At 68.6% G+C, this 20,396-nt stretch carries 20 protein-coding genes; 13 read left to right on the top strand and 7 right to left on the bottom strand.

Annotation, left to right across the window (positions count from 1 at the left end; translation table 11 throughout):
* Window positions 1-46: 46 nt before the first annotated feature.
* Complete coding sequence (locus M3330_RS11185; RefSeq protein WP_006553356.1) at window positions 47-430, bottom strand: DUF5313 family protein; 384 nt, start codon at window positions 428-430, stop codon at window positions 47-49.
* Between the two features lie 18 nt (window positions 431-448).
* The gene (locus M3330_RS11180) at window positions 449-2,293 is read right to left on the bottom strand and encodes a long-chain fatty acid--CoA ligase (protein WP_006553357.1); all 1,845 of its coding nucleotides are present in this window, start codon (window positions 2,291-2,293) and stop codon (window positions 449-451) included.
* Between the two features lie 67 nt (window positions 2,294-2,360).
* On the opposite strand from M3330_RS11180, the gene M3330_RS11175 reads away from it, so the two are divergent.
* Both M3330_RS11175 and M3330_RS11170 read left to right on the top strand, forming a co-directional pair.
* Window positions 2,361-2,744: a helix-turn-helix transcriptional regulator gene (locus tag M3330_RS11175; RefSeq protein WP_006553358.1), complete on the top strand. Its 384-nt coding sequence runs from the start codon at window positions 2,361-2,363 to the stop codon at window positions 2,742-2,744.
* Complete coding sequence (locus M3330_RS11170) at window positions 2,741-3,367, top strand: SRPBCC family protein (RefSeq protein ID WP_255028749.1); 627 nt, start codon at window positions 2,741-2,743, stop codon at window positions 3,365-3,367. Before M3330_RS11175 ends, M3330_RS11170 begins: the two co-directional genes overlap by 4 nt.
* A 33-nt stretch (window positions 3,368-3,400) precedes the next feature.
* On the opposite strand, the gene M3330_RS11165 is transcribed toward M3330_RS11170, so the two are convergent.
* Window positions 3,401-3,538, bottom strand: a complete 138-nt coding sequence (locus M3330_RS11165) for a hypothetical protein (RefSeq protein ID WP_198162542.1) — start codon at window positions 3,536-3,538, stop codon at window positions 3,401-3,403.
* A gap of 43 nt (window positions 3,539-3,581) precedes the next feature.
* Between M3330_RS11165 and M3330_RS11160 the strand changes: the two genes are divergently transcribed.
* The 3 genes from M3330_RS11160 (at window position 3,582) to M3330_RS11150 (ending at window position 6,361) form a co-directional block, all read left to right on the top strand.
* Window positions 3,582-3,851, top strand: a complete 270-nt coding sequence (locus M3330_RS11160; RefSeq protein WP_033097880.1) for a hypothetical protein — start codon at window positions 3,582-3,584, stop codon at window positions 3,849-3,851.
* A gap of 159 nt (window positions 3,852-4,010) precedes the next feature.
* Entirely contained in the window at window positions 4,011-4,742 is a 732-nt protein-coding gene (locus M3330_RS11155) for a GAF and ANTAR domain-containing protein (RefSeq protein WP_255028748.1), read from the top strand.
* Window positions 4,743-4,807: 65 nt separating this feature from the next.
* On the top strand, window positions 4,808-6,361 hold the full coding sequence (locus M3330_RS11150) for a succinic semialdehyde dehydrogenase (protein ID WP_255028747.1): 1,554 nt from the start codon (window positions 4,808-4,810) through the stop codon (window positions 6,359-6,361).
* Here the strand turns inward: M3330_RS11150 and M3330_RS11145 are convergent.
* Together M3330_RS11145 and M3330_RS11140 are read right to left on the bottom strand one after the other, a co-directional pair.
* A complete protein-coding gene (locus tag M3330_RS11145) occupies window positions 6,330-6,473 on the bottom strand; it encodes a hypothetical protein (RefSeq protein WP_024102617.1) in 144 nt (47 codons plus the stop codon). The two genes, M3330_RS11150 and M3330_RS11145, sit on opposite strands and share 32 nt — an antisense overlap.
* 7 nt (window positions 6,474-6,480) lie before the next feature.
* Entirely contained in the window at window positions 6,481-6,621 is a 141-nt protein-coding gene (locus M3330_RS11140; RefSeq protein WP_255028746.1) for a hypothetical protein, read from the bottom strand.
* A 166-nt stretch (window positions 6,622-6,787) separates the two neighbouring features.
* Between M3330_RS11140 and M3330_RS11135 the strand changes: the two genes are divergently transcribed.
* Entirely contained in the window at window positions 6,788-8,107 is a 1,320-nt protein-coding gene (locus M3330_RS11135) for an alpha/beta hydrolase family protein (RefSeq protein WP_255028745.1), read from the top strand.
* Window positions 8,074-10,614 (top strand): bifunctional lysylphosphatidylglycerol flippase/synthetase MprF, encoded by a 2,541-nt coding sequence (locus M3330_RS11130; RefSeq protein WP_255028744.1) that lies wholly within the window; start codon window positions 8,074-8,076, stop codon window positions 10,612-10,614. The genes M3330_RS11135 and M3330_RS11130 overlap by 34 nt, the downstream gene beginning before the upstream one ends.
* A gap of 7 nt (window positions 10,615-10,621) precedes the next feature.
* Here the strand turns inward: M3330_RS11130 and M3330_RS11125 are convergent, their stop codons facing one another.
* Together M3330_RS11125 and M3330_RS11120 are read right to left on the bottom strand one after the other, a co-directional pair.
* Window positions 10,622-12,043, bottom strand: a complete 1,422-nt coding sequence (locus tag M3330_RS11125) for a DHA2 family efflux MFS transporter permease subunit (RefSeq protein WP_064256889.1) — start codon at window positions 12,041-12,043, stop codon at window positions 10,622-10,624.
* A complete protein-coding gene (locus M3330_RS11120; protein WP_019290393.1) occupies window positions 12,040-12,813 on the bottom strand; it encodes a DUF427 domain-containing protein in 774 nt (257 codons plus the stop codon). Before M3330_RS11120 ends, M3330_RS11125 begins: the two co-directional genes overlap by 4 nt.
* Window positions 12,814-12,990: 177 nt before the next feature.
* On the opposite strand from M3330_RS11120, the gene M3330_RS11115 reads away from it, so the two are divergent.
* From M3330_RS11115 to M3330_RS11090, 6 genes are all read left to right on the top strand, one after another.
* Complete coding sequence (locus M3330_RS11115; protein WP_255028743.1) at window positions 12,991-13,122, top strand: hypothetical protein; 132 nt, start codon at window positions 12,991-12,993, stop codon at window positions 13,120-13,122.
* Window positions 13,119-14,738, top strand: coding sequence for a phytoene desaturase family protein (gene crtI, locus M3330_RS11110; protein WP_231781315.1), 1,620 nt, complete (start codon window positions 13,119-13,121; stop codon window positions 14,736-14,738). Before M3330_RS11115 ends, crtI begins: the two co-directional genes overlap by 4 nt.
* A complete protein-coding gene (locus M3330_RS11105) occupies window positions 14,731-15,699 on the top strand; it encodes a phytoene/squalene synthase family protein (protein ID WP_255028742.1) in 969 nt (322 codons plus the stop codon). The genes crtI and M3330_RS11105 overlap by 8 nt, the downstream gene beginning before the upstream one ends.
* Window positions 15,700-15,751: 52 nt before the next feature.
* On the top strand, window positions 15,752-16,336 hold the full coding sequence (gene idi, locus M3330_RS11100; RefSeq protein ID WP_255028741.1) for an isopentenyl-diphosphate Delta-isomerase: 585 nt from the start codon (window positions 15,752-15,754) through the stop codon (window positions 16,334-16,336).
* 37 nt (window positions 16,337-16,373) lie between these two features.
* A complete protein-coding gene (locus M3330_RS11095) occupies window positions 16,374-17,126 on the top strand; it encodes an ABC transporter permease (protein WP_255028740.1) in 753 nt (250 codons plus the stop codon).
* A gap of 72 nt (window positions 17,127-17,198) precedes the next feature.
* Complete coding sequence (locus tag M3330_RS11090) at window positions 17,199-20,381, top strand: carboxyl transferase domain-containing protein (RefSeq protein WP_255028739.1); 3,183 nt, start codon at window positions 17,199-17,201, stop codon at window positions 20,379-20,381.
* The last annotated feature ends 15 nt before the right edge of the window (window positions 20,382-20,396 follow it).

The raw sequence follows: 20,396 nt of genomic DNA, 5'->3' as shown, positions 1-20,396 counted from the left end.
GTGCGAGGATAAGCGGACACGCTGCCCCGCACCGTGGGAGGTCCGGTCAGGACGCGCGACCGAAACGGCGTTCGTAGTCCTCTCGTTCGCGGGCGGCGCGGGCGCGTGCCTTCGCGCTGAGCAGTTCCGGATCGAGACCGTGCTGCTGGAGGCGGTGCCGCTGCCAGATGGGCATCAACGCCACCGAGAAGTAGACCCATGGCAGCAGCAGCAACAGCATCATCGCGATCGGGATCCACACCGGCCCCGGGATCAGCAGGAACAGCAGGAGCAGCGGGATGATCGGCAGGTTCCATCGCAGCAGGTAGCGGCGTGTTCCGCCGGGGCCCAGGACGTCGTCGCGTACCCACTCCCGCATCTCGGGCGGTAGCGCGCGACCGAACATGTAGCCGATCCGCTGCAGGAAATTCGGTCGTGCACTACTCATCATGAGACCCAGGATAGGCCGTCACCTTTCGTAGAGGCCTGCCAGCCTGTCGGCGAAGTTGTCGACGACGACCTTCCTGCGCAGCTTCATGCTCGGCGTCAGATCACCCGATTCGACCGACAGTTCACGCTCGATGATCGTGAACTTCTTGATCTGCTCCCACCGGTTGAGCTGCAGGTTCAGCTCGTCGATGTATCCGGAGATCAGATCGTGGGTCTTGTCGTGCCGTGCGATGTCCTCGAACGATCCGCTCACACCGTTCTTGTTCGCCCACTCGCCGACGGATTCCGGATCGAGCGCCACCAGCGCCACGCAGTAGGGCTTGCCCTCGCCGTAGACGACGATCTCCGACGCGTACGGGCACATGCCTTTGAAGGTCGCTGCCAGCGACGACGGGGCGACGTACTTGCCCTGCGACGTCTTGAACATGTCCTTCTTGCGGTCGGTGATGCGCAGGTAGCCCTCGTCGTCGAGGCTGCCGATGTCGCCGGTGTGGAACCATCCGTCGTCGGAGAGCGACTCGGCGGTCGCGTCGGGCCGGTTGTGGTAGCCGGTCATCACACCGGGGCCGCGGACGAGCACCTCGCCGTCCTCCGCGATGCGGACCTCCGTGCCCGGGACGGGCCAGCCGACCGTGCCGATGCGGTTGGCGTAGGGACGGTTGACGAACGTCGCGGCAGAGGTCTCGGTGAGTCCGTAACCCTCGAGGACGGGGATGCCGACGGCGTCGAACCATTCGCCGACCTCGGGGTTGAGCGCCGCCGAACCGGAGATGAAGAACCGCAGGTGACCGCCGAAGCGTTCGCGGATGGTGGAGAAGACCAGCTTGTCGGCGAGGCCGTGCTGCAGTTTGTCCAGCAGTCCGGGCGACCTGCCGGCCTGCTTCGCCTTCGACACCTTCCGGCCCACGCCTACGGCCCAGTCGAAGATCTTCTTCTTGGCGCCGCCTTCCTCCTCCATCATTCCCTCGACGCGCGCGTGGGCCTTCTCGAAGATGCGCGGGGCCGCACCCATGAAGGTCGGGCGGACCACCGCGAGGTTCTCGACGATCTTGTCGACACGTCCGTCCACCGCGGTGGGGAAGCCGATCTGCAGAGGGAGGGTGAGCAGCACCTTGCCGAAGACGTGCGACAGCGGCAGCCACAGATACTGCAGGTCGTCGGAGCTGAGCATGTGCAGCGCGTCGATGGCGGCGGCCTCGTAGGTCCACGCCGAGTGCGGCAGGCGCACGCCCTTCGGCTTGCCGGTGGTACCCGAGGTGTAGATGAGGGTGGCCAGGTGCTCGGCCCTGATGCTGTGGATGCGGTTGAGCACCGCTCCGGAGTCCTCGGCGAGCAGGCCACGGCCCAGGTCGGCGAGCTCGTCGAAATTGATGACCCAATCACCGTCGCCGGTGCCCTCGACGACCACGACCTTCGCCACCTCGGGCAGATCGCTGCGGTGGCTCACGAGCTTCTCGACCTGCCCGGCGTCCTCGGCGATGACGATCCGGCTGCCGGAGTCGGCGACGATGAACGCGACGTCGTCGGCGTGGGTGGTGGGGTAGACGGTGGTGGTCGCGGCGCCCGCGCACATGACGGCGAGGTCGCCGAGCACCCATTCGTAGCGGGTGGACGACGCGAGGGCCACGCGGTCCTCGGCCTCGATACCCAGGGAGATCAAGCCGGCCGCGAGCAGTCGTACCCGATCCCCGGTCTGTTCCCAGGTGACCGACGTCCAGCCGTCCTTCCCGTCGGGGTAGCGGAAGGCCTCGGCGTCGGGTGTGGCGGCCACTCGATCGAGCAACAGGCGGGCGACCGAGGGGGCCCGTTCGTCGATGACCGCTCGGTCGACCTTTTCCTCGGAGACGCGCGTCGTTGTCGTCATATGTCGAAGTCTAGGTAGCGGAACCGTCCTTCTGGTGAATATAAGTAGGAACTTATATAATTGGTTCATGCACGGGTTCGAGGTCCTCGCAGATCCGGTTCGCCGCCGCATTCTCGAACTGCTCGCGGGCGGTCCGCAGGTGGCCGGTGAAATCGTCGCGGCGATCGGCCGGGAGTTCTCGATCTCCCAGCCGGCGGTCTCGCAACATCTCAAGATCCTGCGCGACCAGCGGTTCGCCGCCGTCCACAAGGACGGCACCCGCCGCTACTACGAACTCGATCCCGAGGTCCTCGTCGAACTCGAGGACTGGCTCGCGGGTCTGCATACGCCGGTATTCGCGGCGCTGGACGCCCTGGAGACCGAGATCGCGCGCGGCAAGCGTGAGCGGCGGAGCCGCGACGCCGTCCCGCCCGCGCTCCCTGCTTCCGACGAGAGAAGGAAATCCTCATGAAGAACGTGATCACGAGCAACGAGACGAGTCGCCGCACGGTCGGTCGTCGCACCGTCGAGGGCCACGAGGCCAAGGTTGTCACGATCTCGCGCAGCTACCGCACGAGCGCCGAGGACCTGTGGGAGGCGTGCACCGACCCGCAGCGCATCCCCCGCTGGTTCCTGCCCGTCGAGGGCAACCTCGAGGTCGGTGGCCGGTACCAGCTCCAGGGCAACGCCGGCGGTGAGGTCCTCACCTGCGAACCGCCCCGGACGTTCAGGGCCACCTGGGAATTCGCTGGTCACGTGAGCTGGATCGAGGTGTCGGTCCTGCCCGAACCGGGAGACCGGGCGCGCCTGGAACTGACGCACATCGCCCACCCCGACGAGCACTGGGAGCAGTACGGTCCGGGCGCAGTCGGTATCGGCTGGGACCAGGCGCTTCTCGGACTCGGACTGCACATCGAATCGGGAGAAACGGTGGACCCGAAGGAATTCGAGACCTGGTCGATGTCCGAGGAAGGTCTGCAGTTCGTCCGCGACAGCAGCGAAGGCTGGTGCGAGGCCGACATCGCCGCGGGCGAGGACCCCGAACAGGCACGCGCAGCCGCCGAGCGGACGAGTGCGTTCTACACGGGCGAATAGAACGGGCTCACGCTGCGTCTCCGACGCACGGGGTCAGGCCGGGGCTCCGACGCCGATCACGTCGAGGTCGTGGCCGATGACGAGGCGCCCGGCGAATCCGGCGCCGCATCCTTCCCAGGTGGAATCGGGCCGATTGCCCGGGACCATGTGCGAGAGCACCAGGGTTCCCACGCCGGCTTCCTGGGCGATCGGGCCGATCCTCGATGAGGGTGGCGTGCCGGATCTGCTCGGCGTCCATGACGGCGAGGACGTCCTCGGCCTGCTGTTCGATCGTGGGCACGTGGTCGACGGGATCGGAGAGCCCGAAACCGCGGCGCTGGAAACAGACGGCGCGCGAACAGGTGGCGAGGCGTTCGAAGAGCGAGTGCATGTACGGATCGGTCCACAACAGGTCCAGACGCATCTGGACCTCGAAGAACCACACGACGTCGGTGGGGCCGGTTCCGGCCACCCCGTAGGCCGGATTGTGACCATCGCGGGGTAGATACCGGGTCACCGGCGGATCCATCAGTCCAGACTATCGGGGTAGAAATGGAAGAGGTCGTGTTCCGATGAGGAGGACGGCGGTGTAGAGCTCGCTGAGTCGGGCAATACGGTCGGCGGATCCGCGGGGTTACGAACTCGATGGAGAAGGGATGAACCCATGACACGTGCGTCGGAAGCGGGCGATCTCGGGCGGCGTATGGCCCAGCTCGCTCGCGGCTTCTACCATCCGGCCGATCTCGACGAGACCCTGCGCGGCGTGACCGCGGCCGCGGTCGAACTGGTGGAGGGGGCCGACTGCGCCGACGTCCTCATCGTGACCGGAAGGAAGCATTTCCGCTCTCTCGCCGCGACGTCGGAACTCGCCGAGCATCTCGACGACGTCCAGGAACAGTTCGGGGAAGGTCCGTGCCTCGATGCGAGCTTCAAATATCTCGTGGTGCGCTCCGAAGACCTGCGGACGGAGACCCGCTGGCCGCGTTTCGCGAAGGCCGCGGTGGACGCGGGTGTGCTCAGTGCCTTGTCGTTCCAGCTGTATCTCGATCAGGAGAGCATGGGAGCGCTGAACATGTTCTCTGCGAAAGCCGAGGCGTTCGGTCCTCCGGCGGAGGCGACCGCCGAGGTCCTGGCCGCTCATGCCGCGATGGCGATGAGCGCGGCGCGCAGTCGGGGACAGTTCGCGTCCGCCCTGGCGACCCGCGACATCATCGGGCAGGCCAAGGGCATGATCATGGAGCGTTTCGGTATCGATGCCGTTGCGGCCTTCGAACTGTTGCGCCGGCTCTCGCAGGACAGCAACGTCCCTCTCGCGGAGGTCGCTCAGGGGATCGTCGAAGCAGGTCCCGAGCGACGCGACGATCGGGAGACGGGCCTCGATTCCACGCCTGTGTGACAGCACACACGCACCCGGGTAGGTTTAGTGAAACTGCAAGTACTACTCACCGGTAGGGGTGCAACATGCCAGCTCCGAGCGCTGCGACCTTCCAGCGTCTTGCCGACCTCATCGCGATCCCCGACGCCGCCGAGCGGACCACCCGCCCCGTCGTCGAGGCGTTCACCGGCCGGGAGCTGGCCACCGTGCCGGTCGGCACGGCCGATGACGCGAAGGCCGCGATCGACCGGGCCCGCACCGCGCAGGTCGCGTGGGCGAAGCTGCCCGTCGAGAAGCGCGCCGCGATCATGCACCGCTACCGCGAGCTCGTGCTGTCCCGACGCGAGCAGCTCATGGACATGGCGCAGGCCGAGACCGGCAAGTCCCGTGTCTCCGCGCAGGAAGAGGTGCTCGACATCTCGATGACCGCGCGGTTCTACGCGCGCGTCGCACCGAAGCTCCTGCGCCCCCGCAAGGCCACGGGCATGCTGCCGGTCCTGACGAAGACCACCGTCCTGCACCATCCCAAGGGCGTCGTCGGCGTGATCGCGCCGTGGAACTACCCGATGACGCTGGCCGTCTCCGACGCGATCCCCGCCCTGCTCGCCGGCAACAGCGTGGTGCTCAAGCCCGACAGCCAGACGCCCTACTGCGCGCTCGCCGTCGTCGAACTCCTCTACGAGGCCGGGGTCCCCCGCGACGTCTTCGCCGTGGTCACCGGTCCCGGCACCGTGGTGGGCACCGCGATCGTCGAGAGCACCGACTACCTGATGTTCACGGGTTCGTCGGAGACGGGACGTCTGCTCGCCGAGCAGGCCGGCCGGCGCCTGATCGGGTTCTCCGCCGAACTCGGCGGCAAGAACCCCATGATCGTCACCTCCGGGGTGAACCTGCGCGAGGTCACCGACGCCGCCGTGCGGGCATGCTTCTCGAACTCCGGGCAGCTGTGCATCTCGATCGAGCGGATCTACGTCGAGAAGTCGATCGCCCCCGAGTTCATCCGGATGTTCGGGGCACGGGTGCGCGAGATGTCGCTCGGTCCCGACTACGACTTCGGTACCGAGATGGGCTGCCTCATCAGCGAGAGCCAGATCAAGACGGTGACCCGGCACATCGAGGACGCCGTCGCCAAGGGCGCGACCGTCGTCGCAGGCGGGAAGACGCGGCCCGACCTCGGACCGCTGTTCTTCGAACCCACCGTGCTCACCGACGTGCCCGAGGACGCCGAGTGCTACCGGAACGAGACGTTCGGCCCGGTGGTGTCGATCTATCCGGTGGAGAATGTCGAAGAAGCGATCCGCGAGGCCAACGACACCGAGTACGGGCTCAACGCATCGGTGTGGGGCGCGACGAAGGCGCAGGGCGAGGCCATCGCCGCGCGGGTGCGTGCCGGCACGGTGAACGTCGACGAGGGATACGCCCCGGCATGGGGCAGCACCGACGCACCGATGGGCGGTATGGGCATCTCCGGCATGGGACGCCGCCACGGCGCGGAGGGCCTGTACAAGTACACCGAGGCGCAGACGATCGCGACGACGCGCCTGCTCAATCTCGACGGCCCGCGCGGACTTCCGCGGCGGGTGTGGGCGAAGGTGCTCGCCCCCTTCGTCAAGTCGATGCAGTGGCTGCCGGGTCGCTAGGAGCCGGATCGCTCTTCCACGCGATGGTGGTCGCGAGGGGTTTCTCGACGACGAGGCACAGCAGGACCCCGGCGACCACCACGAGCGGCGCGATGTACAGGTAGATCGGCACGAGCGCGTCATTCTACGCCTCGAGAACCGGAATTCTGCACGATCAGCACGAGAAGCTGCATGGACGTGCCGAATCCGATGCCGAGCACGGCGAACCAGCAGCCCAGCACCCAGATCGGGGTGTCCGCGCCGAAGGTCGACAGGAGCACCAGCCGATCGCGGGTTCGGCGACGCGTCGTTCCACCGCGACGAACAGCACCGCACCGGCCGCCGTAGCGGCGATCAGCGCGTGCGTGGAGAAACCTCCGCTTGTTCTGCGATGGTCTCGACGGTGATGTCGGACAGGTGGGTGTAAGGCCGCGCATACTGATCGCCATGTCCTCGACCAGGATGGTGAACGGAGTGCTGGGAATACCGCTCACCACCCCCACGGCGACCGCGGTGTTCGCGATCCTCACGGTCATCGGTCTGATCGTGTTGCTCCTCCGCCGCTACCGGGTGTGGTTCGCACACGGAGTACCCCTCGCAGTAACCGCCGCCTTCGGCTCGACGGTGGTAGCCGCGCTCCTGATCGAGAAGGTGTGGAAACCGTTCCCGGATCGTCTGCCGTGGGCGGTGTACGGGTGGGCGGCAACGGCACTGCTCGCCGTCTCCCTATTGATCGGACGATGGTTCGTGCGACGTCGCGACCGGGCCCGACCACTCGTCGCGACGGCACTCGTGGTGTCTGCGGTACTCGTCGTGATCTCCGCCGCGGGCCGGATCGACGCGGTCTACGACGCCTATCCCACCGTTCGGACTGTTCTCGGAATCAGCGACTACCGGACCGTCCCCTTCGACGACCCCTCCCTCCGGGCATCGCAGACCGTGCCGGTGGAGGACTGGTCGGCGTCGGACGATCTGCCTGCGACCGGTGCGGTCACCTCTGTGACGATTCCCGGAACAGTCTCCGGATTCCGGGCGCGGGAAGCCCGCGTCTACCTCCCGCCGGCCTACTTCTCGGATCCACGACCGGAACTGCCGGTGCTGGTACTGCTCGCCGGACAGCCCGGCAGTCCGGAGGACTGGCTCGTGGGCGGACATCTCCCGTCCACCATGGACGCCTATGCCGCGCAGCATCACGGCCTGGCGCCGGTCGTCGTGCTCGCGGACGGCACCGGAGGTCAGTTCGACAACCCGTTGTGCGCCGACTCGCATCTCGGCAACGTGGCGACCTATCTGGCCGTCGACGTTCCGGCGTGGGTACGGGACGACCTGCAGGTCGACGACGACCCACGGGCACGGGCCGTGGGCGGACTCTCGTACGGCGGAACGTGCGCACTGCAACTCGCGACCACCCGGCCAGATGTCTACCCGACCTTTCTGGACATGTCGGGACAGGCCGAGCCGACCATCGGTGACCGGGCGTCGACGATCCGGGACGTGTTCGGTGGTGATGCGGAAGCATTCGCGCGCAACAATCCTGCCGACCTGCTCGCACGCAATCGGTATCCCGATTCCGCCGGTGCTTTCGTGGTGGGACTCGACGATTCCGAATACCGTGCCGGGGTGGAACAACTCGCTTCGTTGGCTCGGAGCGCGGGGATGGACGTCCACCTCACCGAACTGCCGGGCACACACAGCTTCGCCCTGTGGTCCGCAGGGCTCGAGAAGGAGTTGCCATGGCTCGCACAACGGCTCGGGCTCGGCAACTGATGCGCCGCACAGGGGCGGGGGTGCTGATGTCCCGCACCGGGACGGTGGTGCTCCGGGCGCCCGTCTCGTGCGGACTGCTCGTGCTGACCTGGTTCCTGGCGGTCGTCACCGGTTCTGTGAGGAACGGGCCGTCGCACGCAACGGCATCCGAGATGTCGCTCGGGATCCCGAATATCACCGACGGCCACCTGTGGACACTGTGGACTTCAGGGTTGTTCGCCTCCGGTCCCGGTGAGTATGTGCTCGGAAGCATTGCGATCCTCGCCGTCGCGGTGCCGGTCGAACGTCGCATCGGCAGTCGCAAGTTCACGCTCGCCGCGCTCGTCTCACAGGGCCTGGGCGCGGCACTCGCATTGCTCGTTGCTCAGGTCGCCTCCCTGGTGCCGAACCTGTGGGGCAGGGAGCTGCACACCCACCTCACCGAGGACCCGCTGGCGTGGGTGCTCGGCGTCCTGCTCGCCTCCACCACCGCGATGGGCACCCTGTGGCGTCGCCGCATCCGGACACTCCTGCTGGTTTTCCTGGTGACCGCAGCCTTGTTCGCCGGACACCTGCAGGACGTGAACAGGGTGACCGTCGCGCTGGCCGGGTTGCTCGCCGGCCCGCTCCTGTTCGGACGCGGTGTGCGCCGTCCTGTGCTCGGCGGCACCATCCGGGAGCGCCGCACGCTCGTCGCGCTCGTGGTCGCAGCGAGCGTGCTCGGCCCGATCTTCGCGGCGCTCTCCCCACACTCGATCGGACCGCTGTCCGCGCTACGCGAGCTGTTCGAGCAGGTTCCCTACACCCCGCGAGAACTCGTCGAGGTGTGTGCCGATCCCGCGCTGCACGACGAGTGCCGGAAAGGGCAACAGGCCCTTCGGCTCTCCGGTGCAGGTCCGCTCGTCGCGAATCTCATGCCGTCGGTACTGCTGCTGATCGGTGCCGAAGGGCTGCGTCGAGGGCGGCGGGCAGCATGGTTCCTCTCGGTCGGAGGACACATCGTGCTGATCGTCGTGGCCGCCGCGAGCACGATCGTCCGCGTGACCGAACAGGACGAGACCCGCTCCCTGTTGTACGGAATCCACCGGCACAGCTCCGTATCCATGGAACTCGCGCCACTCCTCGCGCTGGTCTCCGTGCTCGCCCTGTTACTGCTGACCCGCACCCTGTTCGATGTCCGTGCACCGCAGGGAACCTATCGCCGGGTATGGGCCGGAACCGCAGCCGCCGCAGGCATCGCGCTCGTGACGTACGTGGTGGTGGGCACGCTGGTGGCGGACGGGTTCGATCGTGATCCCGGCATCGGCACCTTGCTCCGCGACGCGCCGCGCCGGCTCCTTCCACCGGTCTACCTCCAGCTCTTCGAGCCTCCCGTGATGCCCCTCGACACCGCCGCCACCCTGTTGTTCGAGTGGATCGGCGTGATCGTCTGGGTCGCCTTCTGCGTGCTCCTGTGGCGCAGCTTCCTCGTGCCCCCTGCCGGGGTCGACCTCGGCGACGAGCAGCGGGTGCGAGAACTCCTGCACGACCCGGGCGGCGGATCGATGTCGTGGATGACCACCTGGGCGGGGAATCGGTACTGGTTCGGCACCGACGGCAGGCACGCCGTGGCGTATCGGGTCCACTCGGGTGTCGCCCTGACGGCGACGGATCCGATCGGTGAGCGCGCCTCGATGACCGAGACGATCGACGAGTTCGCGGCGTACTGCCTCGGCAACGGATGGACACCGTGCCTGTACTCGGTGGGCGAGGAGACGGCGACGATCGCCCGGGACCACGGTTGGACCTGTTTGCAGGTGGGTGAGGAGACCGTCGTCGATCTCGCGGACCTCGCCTTCAAGGGCAAGAAGTTCCAGGACGTCCGCACCGCCCTCAACCGTGCTGCCAAGGACGGGATCGAAGCGCGATGGACGACCTTCGCCGCCGCGCCCCTGTCGGTGACCGAGCAGATCGTCGACATCTCCGAGGAATGGGTGGCCGACAAGGGACTGCCCGAGATGGGGTTCACGCTCGGAGGAGTCGCCGAACTGCGCGATCCCGAAGTCCGGTTGCTTCTCGCGGTCGACGCGAACGACCACGTCCATGCGATCACGTCGTGGATGCCGGTCCACCGGGACGGGAAGGTGGTCGGGCTGACGCTGGACTTCATGTGGCGACGTTCGGACGGCTTCCGGCCGGCCATGGAATTCCTCATCGCGTCCGCGGCACGGTCCGCCGCCGACGAGGGCCTCGAATTCCTGAGCTTGTCGGGGGCGCCCCTCGCGAGTATGGACGGTGGGTCCGGACTCGACCGAGGAGCCCTCGACGCCCTGCTCGATCTGCTCGGCCGCACGCTCGAACCGGTATACGGATTCCGCTCGCTGCTGGCGTTCAAGGCGAAGTTCCAGCCCCGTTACCGCCCGCTGTACATGGTGTTCCCGGACCCGGCGGCGCTGCCGACCATCGGGATCGCGGTCGGTCGTGCCTATCTTCCCCACATGTCCCTGGAGGAAGGCGGACGCCTGGTCACGCACCTGCTGCGCCGATGACGGTTGCTCACGCACCCGTTGCGCTGGTGACGGTGGAACTCTCTCGGAAACGGGAGACCGCCACCAGTCCCACCAGGAGGAAGACCACCGGGAGCAACACCGCATTGCCCATCGCGGCACCGAACCCGAGCGTCCCCTCACCCATCTGCATCACCGCACCGAGGGCGGCCGCACCGAGTACCGCACCGACCTGCCGGGCGGTGTTGTACACACCCGATCCGGCGCCTACGAGGTCACCGGGCAGGTCGCGCAACGCGATCGTCGAGTTCGGGGCCCAGCACAACGAGTTCGCGAAACCGAGCAGCACGATCGGGATCAGGAGCCAGCCGACGGTGGCCTCGAGATGCATCGCCACACCGAACGACAGCATCGCCGCGATCATCGCGGAGAAACCGATCCGGGAGATCCGGCCCGGCGCGACCCGATCGGTGACCCGCCCGATCAAGGGCGCCATGATCACCGAGATCACGCCCATCGGTACCAGCATCAGACCTGCGACCTGCGCGGACAGTCCCTGACCCACCTGCAGGTAGAGCATGATCGGCAGGTTCACGGCGTAGACCGTGAAACCCAGCGTCGCCACGGCGGTCACCCCGAGGGTGAAGTTGCGGCGGGTAAACAACCCGAGCGGGGCCAGCGCCTCGGTGCCGCGGGCCACCGCGGTCCGCTGCAGACGCACGAACATCCCGAACGCCACGATCCCGATACCGAGGACGACCCACACCCACACGGTCCAGCCGACATCGGGACCCTGCTGCAGGGAGAAGATCACGCCGGTGACCGCGACCAGCGAGACGACGGCGCTCAGCACGTCGATGCGACGCGCCCCGGTCGGCAGTTTCGGCACGTACCGCGCGACCATCACCAGAGAGATCAGGCCCAGCGGGATGTAGACGAAGAAGACCCACCGCCACCCACCGGTACCGACGAGCACCCCACCGAGGACGGGCCCGAACAGACCCGCCGAGCTGGCCACCGCGCTCCACACACCGGTGGCCGCACCGCGCCGGTCGTGCGCGAAGATCCGGTGGATGATGCTCAGCGGTTGCGGGTTGATCAGCGACCCGCCGAGCCCCTGCACCGCACGCAGCGCGATCAGCCACTCGATCGTCGGAGCCATCGAGCACGCGAAGGCCGCGGCCGTGAAGATCGCCATGCCCACCAGGTAGACGTTGCGCTGACCGAAACGGTCGCCGAGACGACCGGTGACCAGCAGCGGCACCGCGAAGGTCAGCAGATAGGCCGCCGACACCCACACCACCTGGTTGATGCTCGCGTCCAGATCCTCGCGGATACGCGGCAGCGACACCGCGACGAGCGATTGGTCGAGCAGGGTGATGAACAGACCCACGCACAGGGCCGCCAGTGCGCGCCAGGCCCGCGGCTCGGGGATCGGGGCAGCGCTGCGTCCCGCAGCCGACGCACTCACTCCTCGACCGTGATCTCCGCGGCGTCGTCGTAGAAGCACACGTATCCCTCGATGGGCTCCATGCCGGGGAACGGCTCGGGATACGACCATGCGACGTTCTCGGCAGGCGGTGTGCCGGAGAACGACCAGTATCGGGCGACGCCCTTGTAGGGGCAGCTCGTCCGCCACTCGGATTCCTCGAGCACCGAGAAGTCGACGTCCTCGGGAGGGAGGTAGTAGCGGGTCGGGAGGCCGGTCTCGAACACGAGTACGGGGTTGCGGGTCTCGGCGACCACGACGTCGCCGATGGTCACCCGCACGTGCCGGGAGCTGCGCAGGGCGTCGACGCGGTGATAGGGATCGCGTGGATGGGTGAACACTTCGGTCTCCTCCTCGAACCACCGTTCGCCCTCGTCGACGTCGTCGCCCGGCCCGGTCTCGCCCCACCGGAACCACTGGAAGACGAGACGGTCGTCGAGACCGTCGACGTCGAGCTGGCAGACCGGTGAATAGGCCCGATGGTCGCGGACGACGATGTCGTACCACTGCCAGACATCCTGCCGGGAGCGGCTCGGTGACAGGGAGGCCGCGATCAGGTCGAGCCGGACGTCCTCGCGGGGGAAGGCATAGAACGGAACGGGCTTGCCGGGTGCCCACACCAGCACGGCCCGGGTGCTGTCGACCACCGTCCGGCCGAACCACTCACCTCTGATCCTGCGATCGACGGGTTCGTAGAGGTAGTCGTCGGTCTCCGACGGCCGTCGGAGCACAGCGGTCTTGCGGGCAGCCATACCTCGACCGTATCGCGCCCGTCCAGGGCCGGGACGAATCCGCAGACCCGACCCATCCGCTCGACGACGGGCTCCGAATACGGGGAGAGACGGCGTGAGGGCCGTCACCCGAACCGACCGACACGAACCACTACGCACGCCCACGCCGCTCAGGCGACGACCAGAGGAAGACCGATCATGCCCAACTACGAAGCCCGGCAGAACGAGAATCGGCACCCGCACCCGTCCGTGGGTTTCCTCCAGCTGTTCATGGAAGCGCGCACGCGCACCGAGCAGACGACCCCGCGCACGCAGGTAGGCAAGGCGTGAGGTCGGTCGGCGGCTCCGTCGAGTCCGTCGTCGTGGTGGGTGCGGGCCTCGCGGGACTGTCCGCGGCGCTCCACCTCACCGGTGCCGGCAAGCGCGTCACCGTCCTCGAACGCGAGAACACGGTCGGTGGTCGCGTGGGAACGTACCCGGTGTTCGAGGACGGGCGGCATCTCTACGACATCGACAACGGCGCCAGTGTGCTGACGATGCCGAACCTCATCGCCGACGCGCTCGCGGCAGTCGGGGAATCCTTCGACTCGACCATCCCGGCGCTCGACCTCACCCCGCTCGCACCCGGCTACCACGCGCGCTTCGCCGACGGCACCGCCCTGAACGTGTACTCCGATCCGGACGAGATGACCGCCGAGATCGCGCGCGTGTGCGGTTCCGAGGAGGCCGGCGGATATCGGCGGCTGCGCCGCTGGCTCGCGTCGATCTTCGACGCCGAGTTCGACCGCTACATCGACTCCAACTTCGATTCGCCGCTCGACCTCGTGTCGACACCCGCGGCGCTGCGCGACACCGCCAACCTCGTCCGGCTCGGCGGCTTCGGCCGGCTCGGATCGCGCGTCGGGTCGTTCATCCGGGACGACCGGCTCCGGCGAATCTTCACCTTCCAGGCCCTGTACGCGGGCACCGCACCGTCGACGGCCCTGGCGGTCTACGGCGCCATCGCCCACATGGACACCTCGCTCGGCGTCTACTTTCCGAAGGGCGGCATGTCCACCATCGCCGCCGCGATGGTCGATGCGCTCGTCCGCAACGGCGGCACCGTGCACACCGGGGTCGAGGTGTCGGAACTCCGCGTCGACGGCGGCCGCGCGAAGAGCGTGCGTTCCGCGGACGGCCGGGAGTTCGCCGCCGACGCCGTCGTCCTCACCGTGGACCTGCCCGTGGTCGACGACCTGCTGCTGCGCGCCGGGGTCCCGCCGCGCCGCCGCGCCCGCAGCGCCACCGTCGCGTCGCCCTCGGCCGTCGTCTTCCACGGCACGGTACCCACCGAGGTGACGCAGGCCTGGCCGGAGTCCCACCACACCATCGATTTCGGTGAGGAGTGGGCGGAGACCTTCGCGCGGATCACCGCCCCGCGCGGCCGCGGCCGGTTGATGGCCGATCCGTCCCTGCTCATCACGCGACCTGCCGTGACCGATCCGTCCCTGCGGGTCGTGCGCGGCGGTGTCGAGTGCGAACCGGTCTCGGTGCTGGCGCCGTGCCCGAATCTCGCTGCCGCACCCCTCGATTGGGGCCGACTCGGCAGGCCGTACATGCGGGAGATCCAGCAGGTCCTCGAGCAACGCGGCTATCGGGGACTCGCGAGTTCGATGCGAGTCGACCACATCGACACCCCGCGGACCTGGGCCGACAAGGGCATGCTCGACGGCAGCCCCTTCTCGGCGGCGCACCTGTTCCGGCAGACAGGGCCCTTCCGCCGCCCGAACCTCGTGCACGGCGTCGACAATGTCGTCCTCGCCGGGTCGGGTACCACGCCGGGTGTCGGCGTCCCGACCGTGATCATCTCCGGACGTCTTGCCGCAGAACGTATCTCCGGTGGCGCGACTGCCGGGCTCACGACGATGTCGATTCCGATGGAAGCAGGTGCGGTTGCCCATGGGTGAACTCGACGGGATCGATCCCGATCTGCACGAGGCGTATCGACTGTGCCGTGAGCTCAACCGGCGCCATGGCAAGACCTACTTCCTCGCGACCCGCATCTTCCCGGCGTCCAAACGGGCCGGGGTGCACGCCCTCTACGGTTTCGCGCGGATGGTCGACGACATCGTCGACGTGAAACCGGTCGACGCGGCACCGGTTCTCGACGCGCTCGAACGCCGTCTGTCCGACGCGCTCGGGGGCAGGCCGCCGACCTACGACGAATTCGGTCTCGTGCTGCGGGCCCTCGTCGACACCACGCAGCGGTACGACATCCCGCACGAGTACTACTACGCCTTCCTGCGGTCGATGCGGATGGACATCCCCGGCACCGAACTGTTCCGGTCGCGGTACCGCACGATGGACGAACTGTCGGAGTACATGTACGGCTCGGCCGCCGTCATCGGGCTGCAGATGCTGCCCATCCTCGGGATCGAGGGCGAACGCGAACAGGCCGAGGCTCCCGCCGCCGCACTCGGTGAGGCCTTCCAGCTCACCAACTTCATCCGCGACATGGGTGAGGACCTCGACCGCGACCGCATCTACCTGCCCACCGACATCCTCGCCGCCTTCGACGTGGACGAGGACCTGCTGTGGCACTGCCGCCGGACCGGACAGCGCGACGTGCGGTTCGAACGCGCCCTCGCGCACCTGATCGCGCACACCCGCTCGATCTACCGTGTGGCCGAACCGGGCATCGACCTGCTCGACCCGAAGGTGCGTCCCGCGATGCGGACCGCCTTCGTCCTCTACGGCGACATCCTGCGGGTGGTCGAGGAGAGCGGATACCGGGTACTCCACCAGCGCGCACGCGTGTCGCGGCGCCGGCGGTTGTCGGTGGCGGCACCGCGGCTGGCCTCGGCCGGTTGGACCACGCTGCGTTCACGGTCGAGACTGGGGATGCCCACCGCGCCGCTCGGCCGGTGAGGCCCGACCGGCCGAGCCGGCATTCGGACACGAATACAGAACAGGACATCACATGGAACAGGTCGTGCTGCTCGACGACGCAGGCCGCGCGGTCGGGATCGAGCCGAAGGCCACGGTGCACACCACCGACACCCCGCTGCACCTCGCCTTCTCGTCGTACGTCTTCGACCACCACGGCAACGTTCTGCTCACCCGGCGCGCCCTGGACAAGTCGACCTTCCCCGGTGTCCTGACGAACAGCTGCTGCGGTCATCCGGCGCCCGACGAGCCGCTCATCGAGGCCGTGCGCCGCCGGCTGCGTCAGGAACTCGGGCTCGACGTGCACGACATCGAGGTCGTCCTGCCGTCCTTCCGCTACCGGGCGGTGATGGACAACGGCATCGTCGAGAACGAGATCTGCCCGGTCTTCCGCGTGCTCTACGACGGGCCGGCGCCCATCCCCGAACCGTCGGAGGTGCACGACACCGAATGGGCCGACTGGACGGAGTTCTCCGAGGACGTCGTCGAGGGACGCCGTGAGGTGTCGGTGTGGTGCCGCGAGCAGGTGGAGCAGCTCCGCACGCTCGGCCCCGATCCGCTGCACTGGCCCGTGGCGTCCACCGCGGATCTGCCGCACGCCGCGCCCGAGCGACGATAGGGCCTCACCCGGCGACCGGGACGTTAACGTCGACCCTGTGATCGACCCGACCGTCCTGATCCCCACGATCATCGGCATCCTCGCCCTCGCCGTGATCTCGTCGGCGGTGCTGTGGGCGTTCCGGGTACCGCACCGATTCGCGCCCGTCGGTGCCATCGCCCGCGGCGCGGTGCAACTCGCGCTCATCAGCGTCGTGCTCTCCGGCGTCATCACCGACGCCCGGTGGGTCGCGGTGGTGCTCGTCGTGATGTTCACCGTCGCGTGGTGGACGGCCTGCCGACGCATCGGGAGCGAGGCCGTCGTGCGCGGGGTGACGGCCGCCGCGATGCTGACCGGCGTGCTCGTCTCGGCGGGTGTCGTCTTCGCGACCGGCGCGGTGGAGGCCACCCCGCGTTACGCGCTCGCGCTCGGCGGCATCATCATCGGCAACACGATGACGGTCGCGGCCCTCGCCGGTCGCCGCTTCCACGAAACCGTCGACGGCCATTGGCCCGAGGTGGAGGGCTGGCTCGCACTCGGCGCGACGATGCGGCAGGCGACACTCTCACCCGCACGCTTCGCCGTGCACGCGGCGATGATCCCGTCGACCGACCAGACGAAGACGACCGGTCTGGTGACGCTGCCCGGGGCGTTCGTCGGCGCGATCTTCGGCGGGTTGTCGCCGGTGGAGGCCGGACGGTTCCAGGTGGTCGTGCTCGCCGCGATCATGGCGACGGCGTCGATCACGTCCGTGCTGATGGCGCTCGGTCTCGGTCGCGCCCTGCGCCACCGTCCCGTGGTCGTTGCGTGAGACGGCGGTCTGCGGTGCGGGTGCCGACCGGAGTAGGAGTTGATACAACCGCTGCCGAGGGAAGGATCGTCGATGTTGCTCGTAGCCAACCGGGGTGAGATCGCGTTGCGTGTCGTCCGCACGGCCGGGGACCTCGGACTCGACACCGTCGCCGTCCACGCCGCGGACGACGCCGACGCTCCGCACGTCCGCGCCGCCACGCGAGCCGAGGCCCTACCGGAGTCCGGTCCCTCGGCCTATCTCGACCCCGGGGCGATCATCGGGGTCGCCCGAGCGACCGGATGCACGCTCGTGCATCCCGGTTACGGATTCCTCAGCGAGAACGCCGCCTTCGCGCAGGCCTGCGCGGACGCCGGGCTCACCTTCGTCGGGCCGTCCCCGGAAGCACTGCGCGTCCTCGGCGACAAGCGGGCCGCCCGCTCGGTGGCGGAGGAACTCGGCATCCCGGTGACCGCTGCCGTCGAGACGACGGATCCGGAGTCCGTGCGGGCCTTCCTGCGCGACCGTCCGGGCGGGATCGTCGTCAAGGCACTGTCGGGTGGTGGGGGTCGCGGCATGCGCGTGGTCCGCGATGCCGCCGATCTCGACGAGGCGCTCCGGCTCGCCGCCGCCGAAGCACACGCCGCCTTCGACGACGACCGGCTGTACGCCGAGGTGCTCGTCGAGCGTGCCCGCCACGTCGAGGTGCAGGTCGTGGCCGCCGAGTCGGGGTCGGGTACCCGCGCGGTGGCGTTGGGCGATCGCGACTGCAGCGTGCAGCGCCGGCACCAGAAGCTCGTGGAGATCGCACCCGCGCCCGACCTGTCCGACGCCCTGCGGGAGGCGCTGCACGGCGCGGCGGTCCGGCTGATCGGGCAGGTCGGGTGCCACGGGCTGTCCACCGTCGAATTCCTCGTCCACGACGACGGTTTCGTGTTTCTCGAGGTCAACCCCCGGATCCAGGTGGAGCACACCGTCACCGAGGAGGTGACCGGAGTCGACCTCGTGGCGACCCAGCTCGCGGTCGCTCGCGGGACGGGATTCGACGAACTCGGTCTCCCGAAAGGAATCACTTTCGACGGCAAGAAGATCGGCGGACGTCCTGCGGCGGCGCAGGGCATCGCGGTGCAGGTGCGCGTCAACGCCGAGACGCCGCGCGCCGACGGGATCGCCCTGCCCACAGCCGGGACGCTCACCGCGTTCACGCCACCCACCGGACCGGGCATCCGCGTCGACACCCACGGCCGGCCCGGCCTCGAGGTGACCGGACGTTACGACTCGCTGCTCGCCAAGGTCGTCGCGTACGTGCGTTCCGGCGATCGCGCGGCCGTGCTGCGCAAGGCGTCGACGGCACTCGGCGAGTTCATCGTCGACGGTGTCGGCACCAACCGCGACCTCCTGCAGAAGATACTGGACGACAAGGAGTTCCGGTCCGGCAATGTCCGCACTACGTGGCTGGGGGAGCGGCTCGCGGATTTCGTCGACACCGCCCCGACCGCACCGGTGGAGTACACGGATCTGCGCGCCGACGAACAGGCGGTGCACGCCGAGATGGTCGGCACGGTCGTGGAGATCGCTCGCGCGGGCGACACCGTTCCGGCCGGTGCGCCGCTCGCCGTGCTCGATGCGATGAAGATGCAGCACGAGATCCGGGCACCGGGCAGTGCCGTGGTCGAACGTGTGCTCGTCGAGCCGGGACGCACCGTCGAGCCGGGCACCGTGCTCGCGGTGGTCCGCGTGCTCGACACGGACACCGCGACGGACGACATCGCCGCGGCCGACCTCGACGCCGACCGTGCCGACCTCGACGAGATCCGCCGCAGGCACGAGGTCACCACCGATGCGGCGCGGCCCGAGATCGTGGCGAAGCGGCACGGGCGGGGCCGGCGCACGGCGCGCGAGAACATCGCCGACCTCGTCGATGACGGTAGCTTCGTCGAATACGGACCGCTCGTCCTCGCCGCCCAGCGCGGCCGCCGCAGCGAGGAGGACCTGATCGCGAACACCCCGGCGGACGGACTTGTCGGTGGCACCGCACGGATCGGCGGGGCCGAGGTGGTCGTGATGTCCTACGACTACACCGTCCTCGCAGGTACCCAGGGCCGCAACAACCACCGCAAGACCGATCGGCTGCTCGAACTCGCCGCCCGGCGGCGGGTGCCGCTCGTGCTGTTCGCCGAGGGGGGTGGCGGGCGACCCGGGGACGTCGACGCCGGTTCCGGTGCGGGCCTCGACCTGCCCACCTTCCGCTCGATGGCGTCGCTGCGCGGACGCGTGCCCACCGTCGCGGTCGTCTCCGGCCGCTGCTTCGCGGGCAACGCCGCGCTCGCCGGGGTGTGCGACGTGCTCATCGCGACCCCCGACGCCAACATCGGCATGGGCGGCCCCGCGATGATCGAGGGCGGAGGACTCGGCGTGCACCGCCCCGAGGACATCGGGCCGATCGACGTGCAACGCCGCAACGGCGTCGTGCACGTCGCGGCGCGCGACGAGGCGCACGCCGTGGACGTCGCCCGGCGATATCTCGCGTACTTCACCGCGCCGCACGAGGACCGGCAGGCACCCGATCCGCGTCTCGCGCGACATGTGGTGCCGGAGAACCGTCTCCGCGCCTACGACGTGCGGTCGGCGATCGACGCGATCGCCGACCTCGGATCGGTGCTCGAACTGCGCCCGGACTACGGCGTCGGCATCGTCACCGCTCTGATGCGCGTCGAAGGCGCCTCCTACGGCGTGCTCGCCAACAGCAGCGCCCACCTCGGTGGGGCGATCGATGCCGAGGCCGCCGACAAGGCCACGGACTTCCTGGAACTGTGCGAATCGCACCGGCTGCCCGTGGTGAGTCTGTGCGACACACCGGGATTCATGGTCGGACCGGAATCGGAGAAGGACGCCACCGTGCGCCGCTTCGGGCGCTTCTTCGTCGCCGGCGCACGCCTGACGGTCCCGTTCGGCATGATCATCCTCCGCAAGGGCTACGGCCTCGGCGCGATGGCGATGGCCGGCGGATCTTTCCACGCACCCGAATTCACCGTCGCGTGGCCGACGGGGGAGATCGGCGGAATGGGACTCGAAGGGGCCGTGCGTCTCGGATTCCGCAAGGAACTCGACGCCGCGGAGACACCCCGGGAGCGCGAGGAACTGTTCGGCCGGCTCGTCGCCCTCGCCTACCAGCAGGGCAAGGCCCTGCAAGCGGCGACGAGCTTCGAACTCGACGACGTCATCGACCCCGCCGACAGCCGCGCCTGGATCGAGCGACTGGTGCAACCTCGGTGAAGCCGGGTATGCGAC

Origin of the sequence: Rhodococcus sp. GA1 (assembly GCF_024321955.1) — a bacterium.
Taxonomy (GTDB): domain Bacteria; phylum Actinomycetota; class Actinomycetes; order Mycobacteriales; family Mycobacteriaceae; genus Rhodococcus; species Rhodococcus pyridinivorans.
Note: the sequence above shows the minus strand (reverse complement) of the source record. Positions and strands in the feature narration are given on the sequence as shown.

Excerpts from the sequence above, each read along its gene's own strand:
- M3330_RS11185 (WP_006553356.1), bottom strand. The coding sequence starts at position 430 with ATGATGAGTAGTGCACGACCGAATTTCCTGCAGCGGATCGGCTACATG.
- M3330_RS11180 (WP_006553357.1), bottom strand. The coding sequence starts at position 2,293 with ATGACGACAACGACGCGCGTCTCCGAGGAAAAGGTCGACCGAGCGGTC.
- M3330_RS11175 (WP_006553358.1), top strand. The coding sequence starts at position 2,361 with ATGCACGGGTTCGAGGTCCTCGCAGATCCGGTTCGCCGCCGCATTCTC.
- M3330_RS11170 (WP_255028749.1), top strand. The coding sequence starts at position 2,741 with ATGAAGAACGTGATCACGAGCAACGAGACGAGTCGCCGCACGGTCGGT.
- M3330_RS11155 (WP_255028748.1), top strand. The coding sequence starts at position 4,011 with ATGACACGTGCGTCGGAAGCGGGCGATCTCGGGCGGCGTATGGCCCAG.
- M3330_RS11150 (WP_255028747.1), top strand. The coding sequence starts at position 4,808 with ATGCCAGCTCCGAGCGCTGCGACCTTCCAGCGTCTTGCCGACCTCATC.
- M3330_RS11135 (WP_255028745.1), top strand. The coding sequence starts at position 6,788 with ATGTCCTCGACCAGGATGGTGAACGGAGTGCTGGGAATACCGCTCACC.
- M3330_RS11130 (WP_255028744.1), top strand. The coding sequence starts at position 8,074 with ATGGCTCGCACAACGGCTCGGGCTCGGCAACTGATGCGCCGCACAGGG.
- M3330_RS11120 (WP_019290393.1), bottom strand. The coding sequence starts at position 12,813 with ATGGCTGCCCGCAAGACCGCTGTGCTCCGACGGCCGTCGGAGACCGAC.
- M3330_RS11115 (WP_255028743.1), top strand. The coding sequence starts at position 12,991 with ATGCCCAACTACGAAGCCCGGCAGAACGAGAATCGGCACCCGCACCCG.
- M3330_RS11105 (WP_255028742.1), top strand. The coding sequence starts at position 14,731 with ATGGGTGAACTCGACGGGATCGATCCCGATCTGCACGAGGCGTATCGA.
- idi (WP_255028741.1), top strand. The coding sequence starts at position 15,752 with ATGGAACAGGTCGTGCTGCTCGACGACGCAGGCCGCGCGGTCGGGATC.
- M3330_RS11090 (WP_255028739.1), top strand. The coding sequence starts at position 17,199 with ATGTTGCTCGTAGCCAACCGGGGTGAGATCGCGTTGCGTGTCGTCCGC.